At 69.0% G+C, this 10,239-nt stretch carries 11 protein-coding genes; all 11 read left to right on the forward strand.

Features of this window, described 5'->3' with window-relative positions; translation table 11 throughout:
- Window positions 1–31: 31 nt before the first annotated feature.
- The 11 genes from cheW to DID98_RS21425 all read left to right on the forward strand — a co-directional run bounded on the left by cheW (window position 32) and on the right by DID98_RS21425 (window position 10,067).
- Window positions 32–547: a chemotaxis protein CheW gene (gene cheW / locus DID98_RS21375; protein WP_039320139.1), complete on the forward strand. Its 516-nt coding sequence runs from the start codon at window positions 32–34 to the stop codon at window positions 545–547.
- Window positions 548–584: 37 nt separating this feature from the next.
- On the forward strand, window positions 585–2,558 hold the full coding sequence (locus DID98_RS21380; protein ID WP_124571382.1) for a methyl-accepting chemotaxis protein: 1,974 nt from the start codon (window positions 585–587) through the stop codon (window positions 2,556–2,558).
- Between the two features lie 3 nt (window positions 2,559–2,561).
- Complete coding sequence (locus tag DID98_RS21385) at window positions 2,562–3,575, forward strand: CheR family methyltransferase (RefSeq protein ID WP_124571383.1); 1,014 nt, start codon at window positions 2,562–2,564, stop codon at window positions 3,573–3,575.
- Window positions 3,572–4,333 carry a chemoreceptor glutamine deamidase CheD gene (cheD, locus tag DID98_RS21390; RefSeq protein WP_124520477.1) on the forward strand — a complete coding sequence of 254 codons (762 nt, stop codon included), beginning with the start codon at window positions 3,572–3,574 and terminating at the stop codon, window positions 4,331–4,333. The genes DID98_RS21385 and cheD overlap by 4 nt, the downstream gene beginning before the upstream one ends.
- Window positions 4,330–5,424 (forward strand): chemotaxis response regulator protein-glutamate methylesterase, encoded by a 1,095-nt coding sequence (locus DID98_RS21395; RefSeq protein ID WP_124571384.1) that lies wholly within the window; start codon window positions 4,330–4,332, stop codon window positions 5,422–5,424. Before cheD ends, DID98_RS21395 begins: the two co-directional genes overlap by 4 nt.
- Window positions 5,425–5,491: 67 nt before the next feature.
- Complete coding sequence (gene cheY, locus DID98_RS21400) at window positions 5,492–5,887, forward strand: chemotaxis response regulator CheY (RefSeq protein WP_006754880.1); 396 nt, start codon at window positions 5,492–5,494, stop codon at window positions 5,885–5,887.
- 1 nt (window position 5,888) lies between these two features.
- Window positions 5,889–6,620, forward strand: coding sequence for a protein phosphatase CheZ (gene cheZ, locus DID98_RS21405; RefSeq protein ID WP_124486865.1), 732 nt, complete (start codon window positions 5,889–5,891; stop codon window positions 6,618–6,620).
- Between the two features lie 284 nt (window positions 6,621–6,904).
- Window positions 6,905–7,408, forward strand: a complete 504-nt coding sequence (locus DID98_RS21410; RefSeq protein WP_124486866.1) for a DUF2844 domain-containing protein — start codon at window positions 6,905–6,907, stop codon at window positions 7,406–7,408.
- 16 nt (window positions 7,409–7,424) lie between these two features.
- The gene (locus tag DID98_RS21415; RefSeq protein ID WP_124571385.1) at window positions 7,425–8,681 is read left to right on the forward strand and encodes a DUF3443 domain-containing protein; all 1,257 of its coding nucleotides are present in this window, start codon (window positions 7,425–7,427) and stop codon (window positions 8,679–8,681) included.
- 145 nt (window positions 8,682–8,826) lie between these two features.
- Window positions 8,827–9,324, forward strand: coding sequence for a VOC family protein (locus tag DID98_RS21420; protein WP_124571386.1), 498 nt, complete (start codon window positions 8,827–8,829; stop codon window positions 9,322–9,324).
- A gap of 362 nt (window positions 9,325–9,686) precedes the next feature.
- Window positions 9,687–10,067 (forward strand): DUF805 domain-containing protein, encoded by a 381-nt coding sequence (locus DID98_RS21425; protein ID WP_124571387.1) that lies wholly within the window; start codon window positions 9,687–9,689, stop codon window positions 10,065–10,067.
- The last annotated feature ends 172 nt before the right edge of the window (window positions 10,068–10,239 follow it).

Raw genomic sequence — 10,239 nt, forward strand, 5'->3', positions numbered from 1 at the left:
ATTGGGGGCAAACGTGTCCGCTGAAGTCCAAATGATCAATCCGGCCGCGGCGAACGCGGCAACCAGCCGCCGCGATGCGGAGCAGGGCGATGCGACGGGCCAGGAATTCCTCGTCTTCACGCTCGGCGACGAGGAGTACGGGATCGACATCCTGAAGGTGCAGGAAATCCGCGGCTACGACAGCGTCACGCGCATCGCGAACGCGCCGGACTTCATCAAGGGCGTGATCAACCTGCGCGGGATCATCGTGCCGATCGTCGACATGCGGATCAAGTTCCATCTCGGCCGCGTCGAGTACGACCACCAGACGGTGGTGATCATCCTGAACGTGTCGAACCGCGTGGTCGGGATGGTGGTCGACGGCGTGTCGGACGTGCTGACGCTGCAGACCGACCAGATCATGCCGGCGCCGGAATTCGGCGCGACGCTGACGACCGAGTACCTCACGGGCCTCGGCACGGTCGACGGCCGGATGCTGATCCTGATGGACATCGAGAAGCTGATGTCGAGCCGGGAAATGGCGCTGATCGAGACGCTCGGCGCGTAAGCGCGCCGCGCGCGCAGGAACTTCGGGAGAATCTGCAATGTTGCATAACTGGTCGATCCGCACGACGCTCACGGCGGTCGGACTCATCCTCGTGGGCCTGGCCGCCGCGGTCGGCGGGCTCGGCCTCTACGCGCTCGATCGCGCGAGCCGCTCGCTCGACGAGATCGCGCACGTCGACTTGCCGGCGATCCATGCGCTCGACGACACGTCGGCGCAGTTGCTGCGCGCGCGCGTGGCGCTCGACCGCTTCCGCACCCTGACCGAAGCCGGCAACACGGCCGAGGCGGGCAAGGTGCTCGACCGCGCGCAGGAGCTGTACGCGAAGTCGAGCCAGAACTGGCAGGCGTTCCAGGCCACGCCGAAGCTCGGCATCGAGCAGGCGCTCGTCGACGAGCTCACCGCACGCTATACGACGATCGTGAAGGAAGGCGTCGAGCCCGAGTTCGCGGCCGCGCGCGCGGGCGACATGGCCGCGTATCACGCGGTCGCCGACACGAAGATCAGCCCGATGTTCGTCGCGTACGACCAGACGGCATCGGCCGTGGTCGCGGCGCTGCAGAAGCGCGCGAACGACCGCCAGACCGCGACGCAGTCGCAGATCTCGCTGATGATCGGCCTGATCGCGGCCGGCATCGCGATCGCGTTCGTCGTCGTGATCGCGATCCGCTTCGTGCTGCGCGGGCTGATCGTGAAGCCGCTCGAGGACGCGATCGCGCACTTCGAGCGGATCGCCGGCGGCGACCTCACGCAGCCGGTGAACGTCTTCAGCAACAATGAGATCGGCCGCCTGTTCGGCGGCATCAAGCGGATGCAGGACGCCGTGACGGCGATGGTGCAGGCCGTGCATCGCGGCACCGAATCGATCGACGTCGGCGCGCGCGAGATCTCGACCGGCAACACCGACCTGTCGCAGCGCACCGAGGAGCAGGCCGCGTCGCTGCAGGAAACCGCATCGAGCATGGAGCAGCTCACCGGCACCGTGCGGCAGAACGCGGAGAACGCGCGGCAGGCGAGCCAGCTCGCGGTAAACGCGTCCGACATCGCGACGCAGGGCGGCGAGGTGGTCGGCCAGGTCGTGTCGACGATGCAGGACATCGCGGCCAGCTCGGGCAAGGTCGTCGACATCATCGGCACGATCGAAGGCATCGCATTCCAGACCAACATCCTCGCGCTGAACGCGGCGGTCGAAGCCGCGCGGGCCGGCGAGCAGGGCCGCGGCTTCGCGGTGGTCGCGGGCGAAGTGCGCTCGCTCGCGCAGCGCAGCGCGAGCGCCGCGAAGGAAATCAAGCAGCTGATCGGCGATTCGGCCGAGAAGGTCGACAGCGGGTCGGCGCTCGTCGCGCGGGCCGGCTCGACGATGGACGAGATCGTGCAGGCCGTGCGCCGCGTGACCGACATCATGGGCGAGATCAGCGCCGCGTCGGACGAGCAGTCGACCGGCATCGAGCAGGTCAATCGCGCGGTCGGCCAGATGGATTCCGTCACGCAGCAGAACGCGGCGCTCGTCGAGCAGGCCGCGGCGGCCGCCGCGTCGCTCGAGGAGCAGACGCGCCAGATGAAGGCGGTCGTGTCGGCGTGGCGCGTCGCGGGCGGCATCGCGCTCGTCGCGCCGTCGCGCGGCGCCGCACGCCCGGCCGCGCACGCATCGGCGCCGGCGCCGGCGCTGGCGTCGCCGTCGGAACGCCGCCATGTAACCGCGCCGGCCGCATTGCCGGCACCGCAGGCGGCCGCTCAGCCGGCGCGCCGCGCGTCGCCTGCGCCCGCGTCGCATGCGTCACATGCATCGGCACCGGCCGCGAGCCACGAAACGAAGCGTGCGCCGGACGCCGCCGCACGCGCGGCGAAGGAAGCGCCGGCCGCGGGCGGCTACGGCCCGCGTCTCGCGAAGGCGGCCGCCGCACCGGCGCACAAGCCGGCCGACAAGCCCGCGCTGGTGCGTCCGGCGCTGAGCAGCGAGAAGCCGGCGCTGGCCGCGGCCGGCACGTCCGATGACGACTGGGAGACCTTCTAAGCCATGCCGTCTGCGCGCGCACCGTTTCGACCCGATGCACCGGATGCCTCGCCCCGCGCGGGCGAGCCGGGGCGCGACTTCGCGTTCACCGGCGCGGATTTCGCACGCATCCGCGCGCTGATTCATCAACGCGCGGGCATCTCGCTGTCCGAGCACAAGCGCGACATGGCGTACAGCCGGCTCGCGCGCCGGCTGCGCGCCCGCGGCCTCGACACGTTCCGCGACTACCTCGACCTGCTCGAGCAGGAGGACGATCCGCTCGAGTGGGAGGCGTTCACCAACGCGCTGACGACGAACCTGACCGCGTTCTTCCGCGAGTCGCACCATTTCCCGATCCTGGCCGACTTCGTGAAGGGGCGCGCGGCGCCCGTGTCGGTGTGGTGCTCGGCGGCGTCGACCGGCGAGGAGCCTTACTCGATCGCGATCACGCTGATCGAGGCGCTCGGCGAATCGGCCGCGCGCGGCGCATCGATCCTCGCGACCGACCTCGACACGCAGGTGCTCGCGAAGGCCGAGGCCGGCATCTATACGTACGACCAGGTCAAGCACCTGAGCCCGGAGCGGCTCAAGCGCTTCTTCCTGAAGGGCACCGGCGCGCAGGCCGGCCGCGTGAAGGTGCGCCCGGAGCTGCGCGCGATGATCCGCTTCGAGCAGCTGAACCTGACCGATGCCGACTACGGGATCGCGAAGCCGTTCGACGCGATCTTCTGCCGCAACGTGATGATCTATTTCGACAAGCCGACGCAAGGGCAGGTGCTGTCGCGCTTCGAGCCGCTCGTGAAACCGGGCGGGCTGCTGTTCGCCGGGCATTCGGAGAATTTCACCTACGTCTCGCAGGCGTTCCGGCTGCGCGGGCAAACGGTGTACGAGCTGACGCGCGCCCCGAAGGAAGTGCCCTTGGGGCACGACGCCGCGCCGGGCCTGCGCCCGCGCGGCGCGGCGCCGGCCGCGGCGGTGCCGCCGCGCGCCCATGCGCGTGCCGCGGGCGTCGCGCCCGCTTACGGAGAACGCGGATGAGCGCGCTGCCGATCGCCACCAATCGTTACTTCGACAACCACTTCGAGCGCCCCGGCGTGAAGCTGCTGCCGAACGAGTTCTACACGACGTCCGAGGACATGGTGCTGATGACCGTGCTCGGCTCGTGCGTCGCCGCGTGCCTGCACGACCCGATCGCGGGTATCGGCGGGATGAATCACTTCATGCTGCCCGACGACGGCGCCGACGCCGGCGCGGCCGCATCGGAGTCGATGCGCTACGGCGCGTATGCGATGGAAGTGCTGATGAACGAACTGATCAAGGCCGGCGGGCGCCGCGAGCGCCTCGAGGCGAAGGTGTTCGGCGGCGCGGCCGTGCTGGCAGGGATGACGACCATCAACATCGGCGACCGCAACGCGGATTTCGTGCGCCGCTATCTCGCGCTCGAGCGCATCCGCATCACCGCGGAGGACCTGCAGGGCGTGCACCCGCGCAAGGTCGCGTTCATGCCGCGCAGCGGGCGCGCGATGGTGAAGAAGCTGCGGCTGCAGGTGCCGGGCGTGACCGAGCGCGAAGCCGCGCTGGCGCGCGAGGCCGACCGCGTGCACGCCGCCCGGACGCGCGCGCACGTCGAGCTGTTCGCGGCGAAGCGCCCGGCCGCGCCGCCGCCGGCGCGCCCGCGCATCGAGCTGTTCGGCGCACGCGGCGGCGCGGGCGCGCAGCCGGCGAACGCGAAGGCCACCAGCCCGAACGCCGGCAGCCCGTACGCGGCCAACCATTCGAGAAAGCAGGAGGCATGACCGCAGTGCAGAAGATCAAAGTGTTGTGCGTCGACGATTCGGCGCTGATCCGCAGCCTGATGACGGAGATCATCAACAGCCAGCCCGACATGACGGTATGCGCGACCGCGCCGGATCCGCTCGTCGCGCGCGAACTCATCAAGCAGCACAACCCGGACGTCCTGACGCTGGACGTCGAAATGCCGCGCATGGACGGCCTCGACTTCCTCGAGAAGCTGATGCGCCTGCGGCCGATGCCGGTCGTGATGGTGTCGTCGCTGACCGAGCGCGGCTCCGAGATCACGCTGCGCGCGCTCGAACTCGGCGCGGTGGATTTCGTCACGAAGCCGCGCGTCGGGATCCGCGACGGCATGCTCGACTACGCGGAAAAGCTCGCGGACAAGATCCGCGCGGCGTCGCGCGCCCGCGTGCGCCAGGCACCGCAGCCGCAGGCGGCCGCCGCGCGCACCGCGAGCGGCCAGCCGGCCGCGCCGATGTTCAACAACCCGCTCGTCAGTACCGAGAAGCTGATCATCATCGGCGCGTCGACGGGCGGCACCGAGGCGATCCGCGAGGTGCTGACGCCGCTGCCGCCGGATGCGCCGGCGGTGCTGATCGCGCAGCACATGCCGCCCGGCTTCACGAAGTCGTTCGCGCAGCGGCTGAATGGCCTGTGCCGGATCGCGGTGAAGGAAGCCGAGCACGGCGAGCGCGTGCTGCCGGGCCATGCGTACATCGCACCGGGCCATGCGCACCTGCTGCTCGCGCGCAGCGGCGCGAACTACATCGCGCAGCTGTCCGACGAGCCGCCGGTGAACCGCCACCGGCCGTCAGTCGACGTGCTGTTCCGCTCGGCGGCGCAGCACGCGGGCAAGAACGCGATCGGCGTGATCCTCACGGGGATGGGCCGCGACGGCGCGGCCGGCCTGCTGGACATGAAGCGCGCGGGCGCCCACACGTTCGCGCAGGACGAGGCGAGCTGCATCGTGTTCGGGATGCCGCGCGAGGCGATCGCGCTCGGCGGCGCGGACGAGGTCGCGCCGCTTGCCGAGATGAGCCGGCGCGTGATGGCGCGGCTGGCGACGATGGGTGACCGCGTGCAACGCGTCTGAATGAAATGTCACGGGGCACGTGCGAAGCCGCGGGCCCCGACGGTAACGAATCTGCAAAGGAACGACGATGGACAAGAGCATGAAAATCCTGGTGGTGGACGATTTCCCGACGATGCGCAGGATCGTCCGCAACCTGCTCAAGGAACTGGGCTACACGAACGTCGACGAAGCCGAGGACGGCGCGGCCGGCCTCGCGCGCTTGCGCGGCGGCGGCTTCGACTTCGTGATCTCGGACTGGAACATGCCGAACCTCGACGGCCTCGCGATGCTGAAGGAAATCCGCGCGGACGCGACGCTCACGCATCTGCCGGTGCTGATGGTCACGGCCGAGTCGAAGAAGGAGAACATCATCGCGGCCGCGCAGGCCGGCGCGAGCGGCTACGTCGTGAAACCGTTCACGGCCGCGACGCTCGACGAGAAGCTGAACAAGATCATCGACAAGATGGCCAAGGCCGGGAGCTGACGTGAACGAGCCGATCCATGCGGCGCTCGCCGGCGCTGCGTTCAGCGCCGACGGCCACGCCGAAGGCGCCGATTACGCGAGCGACCGGATCCTCGCGCGCATCGGCCACGTCACGCGCACGCTGCGCGATTCGATGCGCGAGCTCGGGCTCGACAAGCATGTCGAGCGTGCGGCGGAAGCCGTGCCCGATGCACGCGACCGGCTGCGCTACGTCGCGACGATGACCGAGCAGGCGGCCGAGCGCGTGCTGAACGCGATCGAGGTCGCGAAGCCGGTGCAGGCGCGCATCCAGAGCGAGGCCGAGGCGCTTGACGCGCGCTGGGCGCAGTGGTACGCGGCGCCGATCGAGCATGCGGACGTGCGCGAGCTGATGGACGACACGCGCACGTTCCTGCGCGCGCTGCCCGAAGCGACGTCCGCGACCAGCGCGCAGCTGCTCGAGATCATGCTCGCGCAGGATTTCCAGGACCTGACCGGGCAGGTGATCAAGAAGATCATGGACATGGTCTATCTGATCGAGCAGCAGCTGCTCACCGTGCTCGTCGAGAACATCGCGCCCGAGCGGCGCGAGCAGTTCGCGGCGACCGCGGCCGCGCTCGCGGCCGAGCAGATCAGCGCGACCGGCAGCCCCGAATCGCTGCTGAACGGGCCGCAGATCGCACCGGAAGGCAAGTCCGACGTCGTGCAGGACCAGGCGCAGGTCGACGACCTGCTCGCGAGTCTCGGCTTCTGACCGTGCCGCACCGCACGCCACCGCGCCGCGCTCCGTTCGCGGAGCGCCCGGTGTGCGTGGCTTTCACCCTGCCTCTCCCGCCGAGCCCCCCGCGCGCGGGTCGTGTCGCTCGTCATGCTGCGCCGCGTCATGCATCGTTGATTTGACACTCCGACACACTCCGCAGGCATACTACGCATCAGCAGCAACGAAGCGTCATTCTTAAGACTTTGATTTGTTGGCCCGCGGCGCCGTGCCTGATGGCGGCACCGCCGGCAACGAAGCCAGTCCCTTTGGGGGGGAACGTGAAGCTGAAACGCTTGGGCTGGGCCGCCGCGCACGCGACGGCTGCAATGGGTGTGCTGTGGGCCGTCCACGCACAGGCCGAACTGGGCGGCGCACCGATGTCGCCGCCGGCGGACGATCACGCCGCCACGGTGCGCGCGCTGCAGCGCGCGATGCGCTCCGCCGACGGCGCGCAGGCGAGCGCGGCCGCCTACACCGTCCGCGAGATCACGCTCGGATCGGGCACCGTCATCCACGAATACGCGAGCGCGGCCGGCACCGTGTTCGGCCTCGCCTGGCGCGGGCCGAGCATGCCGGATCTCGAGTCGCTGCTCGGCAGCTATTTCCCGCAGTACACGGCCGGCGTCCAGGCGGCGCATGCGGCGCGCGGCTGGCGCGCGCCCGTGTCCGTCGACACGAGCGGCCTCGTGATCCGCACGGGCGGCCACATGGGCGCCTTCGCGGGCCAGGCATGGCTGCCGGCGGCGCTGCCTGCCGGGCTGACCGGCAACGACATCCAGTGACAGCGGGAGAGCGATCTTGAGAATTCCTCGTACCTTCAGGCGCTGGCTCGGGCTGCTGAGCGTCGCGGCCGTGACGGCCATGCTCGTGACCGCCTGCGGCGGCGGCGATGACAACGGCGGCGGCAGCGGCGGCGGCAATGGCGGCGGCTCCAACGTATCGGACGGCAATACCGCGAACACGGCCGTGATCACGGTCGGCACCGGCGTCGCGCACGTGATCAATATCCCGACCGTCAACGTGAAGATCTGCGTGCCGGGCACGACGAACTGCCAGGTGGTCAACAACGTGCTCGTCGACACCGCGTCGTACGGGCTGCGGCTGGTCAGCAGCGCGCTGTCGTCGGGCGTGTTGAACAACCTGCCGCAGACGACGAGCGGCGGCGCGCCGGTCGCCGAGTGCGGCAAGTTCGTGTCGAGCTTCACGTGGGGCTCGGTGCGTACCGTCGACCTGTCGATCGGTACCGAGCAGGCGGGTTCGCTGCCGGTGCAGATCATCGGCGATCTCGGCACGACCAACGTGCCGAGCTCGTGCTCGAACAACGGCGCCAGGACGTCGGCCAACACGGCGAGCGACCTCGGCGCGAACGGCATCCTCGGCATCGGGCCGGCGCCGGTCGATTGCGGCACGAGCTGCGCGACGTCGACGTCGGCGACGTCCAACAACTACTACGCGTGCCCGAACGGCAATGCGAGCTGCGCCGTGGCGCTGGTGCCGGTCGCGCAGCAGGTGGCCAACCCGGTCCATCGCTTCGCGACCGACAACAACGGCGTGATCGTGCAGATGCCGAACATCTCGAGCAGCGGGCAGGGCAGCGCGACGGGCCTGCTGACGTTCGGGATCGGCACGCAGGGCAACAATGCGCTGGGGGCGTCGACGGTGCTGACGTCGACGACGACGGGCGACGTGAGTGCGACGTTCCTCAGCGGCAACGTGACCGCGTTCTTCGATACGGGCTCGAACGCGTACTTCTTCAACGATTCGGCGCAGAAAGCCTGTACGACCAACACGCAGTTCTACTGCCCGTCGTCGACGACCACCTATACGGCGACGCTGACCGGCCAGAACGGGAAGTCGGGCGGCGTGTCGATGCCCGTCGCGAACGCCGATTCGCTGTTCGCGAATGCGTCGACGTTCGCGTTCAACGACATCGCCGGCCCGTTCGGCGCGGCCGGCTGGCTCGATCTCGGCATGCCGCACTTCTACGGCAAGACGATTTACTTTGGGATGGACCGGACCGCGACCGGCGGCGCGCAGCCTTACGTCGCGTTCTGATCGCGCACGGACGGCAGCAGCACGAAGGGGGCGAGCGATCGCCCCCTTTTTTTATGGTTCAACCCGGATTACCGGGGAACGTCGCGCCAGCGCCTACGATATAAGACCGGCACCGGTGCCGGCACGACATCGAGGAGACAGCGCCATGAGCCAGCGTATCCAACGCATCACGCCGTTTCTGTGGTTCGACCACGACGCCGAGGCGGCCGCCCGCTTCTACGTGTCGGTGTTCGACGACGCGCGCATCCTGCACGTCGCCCGTTACGGCAAGTCCGGCGCGCAGGCGTCGGGGCAGGCGGAGGGCGCGGTGATGACGGTGTCGTTCGAACTGGACGGGCAGGCGTTTCTCGCGCTGAACGGCGGCCCGGCGTTCCCGCTCACACCGGCCGTGTCGTTCGTCGTCAACTGCCTCGACCAGCAGGAGATCGACCGCTACTGGGCGGCCCTGGCCGAAGGCGGCGACGAGCGCGCGCAGCAGTGCGGCTGGCTGCGCGACCGCTTCGGCGTGTCGTGGCAGGTGGTGCCGGTGCAGATGCCCGAACTGATGGCGGGCGACCCGGCACGCGCCGAACGCGTGATGGCGCAGGTGATGAAGATGAAAAAGCTCGATCTCGGCGCGTTGCAGCAGGCGGCGGCCGGTTAGAGAACGCCGGCCGGGGGACGCGCCGTTTTCGACGTGCGCGCGCGACGTCCGGCGATATTCCCGGCCGGTCGGTCAATCAGCGCAGAACGATCGTTTCGATTATCGAGCGAGATGCGTTTCACGCTGGTGTAATCAAGTCGTGGATTATCTTGCTGCTATTTGCGTCAGGTCGTCGCGATTATAAAAATGACGTGACATGCGCGTTGGCGATACGGCACGCCGCCGCTGCGGCCGCTCCGGTAATGCGAGAGCCGGCGTGAGAGACGGTCCGCACGCGAAAGGAGATGCGATGCGAAGAAATTCAAACTTATAATGCCCGCGTTGTTTCCGGGATCGTCGATATAAAACATGAGGGCAATAAGATGAGTTTCAGTGAAGCCGTTCGTGCCGCACTCAATCAATACGCGAAATTCGAGGGCCGCGCGCGCCGCGCGGAATACTGGTATTTCGCGTTGCTCACGAGCGTCGTGTCGATCCTCTGCCAGGCGATCACCATGGTGGGGCCGGACACGAGCGCGATCTCGCTGCTGCTGATGATCGTCGCGGCCGTCGTGTCGCTCGCGCTGGTGCTGCCGAGCCTCGCGGTCACCGTCCGCCGCCTGCACGATACGGGCCGCTCGGGCTGGTTCCTGCTGATCGCGCTCATTCCGCTCGTCGGCGGGATTCTGCTGCTCGTGTGGATGTGCTCGCGCGGCACCAACGGCCCGAACCGTTACGGCTCGGATCCGATTCCGGCGATCTGAGCGCCGCCCGCCCCGACGCACGACGCCGTCGTGTCGGGGCGGGCCGACGATCGCTTCACGGCTGCCTTGCTTCGCGGCTTGGCTGCTTGGCAGATCCCACGCTTCACCGTTTCCCCATTTCCCGCTTCGCCGCTTCCCCGCTTCACACCTTCATCCACGTCACCACGTCACC

The organism is Burkholderia sp. Bp8984 (genome assembly GCF_003853755.1).
In the GTDB taxonomy this organism is placed as follows: Bacteria; Pseudomonadota; Gammaproteobacteria; order Burkholderiales; family Burkholderiaceae; genus Burkholderia.

Excerpts from the sequence above, each read along its gene's own strand:
- cheW (WP_039320139.1), top strand. The coding sequence starts at position 32 with ATGATCAATCCGGCCGCGGCGAACGCGGCAACCAGCCGCCGCGATGCG.
- DID98_RS21380 (WP_124571382.1), top strand. The coding sequence starts at position 585 with ATGTTGCATAACTGGTCGATCCGCACGACGCTCACGGCGGTCGGACTC.
- DID98_RS21385 (WP_124571383.1), top strand. The coding sequence starts at position 2,562 with ATGCCGTCTGCGCGCGCACCGTTTCGACCCGATGCACCGGATGCCTCG.
- cheD (WP_124520477.1), top strand. The coding sequence starts at position 3,572 with ATGAGCGCGCTGCCGATCGCCACCAATCGTTACTTCGACAACCACTTC.
- DID98_RS21395 (WP_124571384.1), top strand. The coding sequence starts at position 4,330 with ATGACCGCAGTGCAGAAGATCAAAGTGTTGTGCGTCGACGATTCGGCG.
- cheY (WP_006754880.1), top strand. The coding sequence starts at position 5,492 with ATGGACAAGAGCATGAAAATCCTGGTGGTGGACGATTTCCCGACGATG.
- DID98_RS21420 (WP_124571386.1), top strand. The coding sequence starts at position 8,827 with ATGAGCCAGCGTATCCAACGCATCACGCCGTTTCTGTGGTTCGACCAC.
- DID98_RS21425 (WP_124571387.1), top strand. The coding sequence starts at position 9,687 with ATGAGTTTCAGTGAAGCCGTTCGTGCCGCACTCAATCAATACGCGAAA.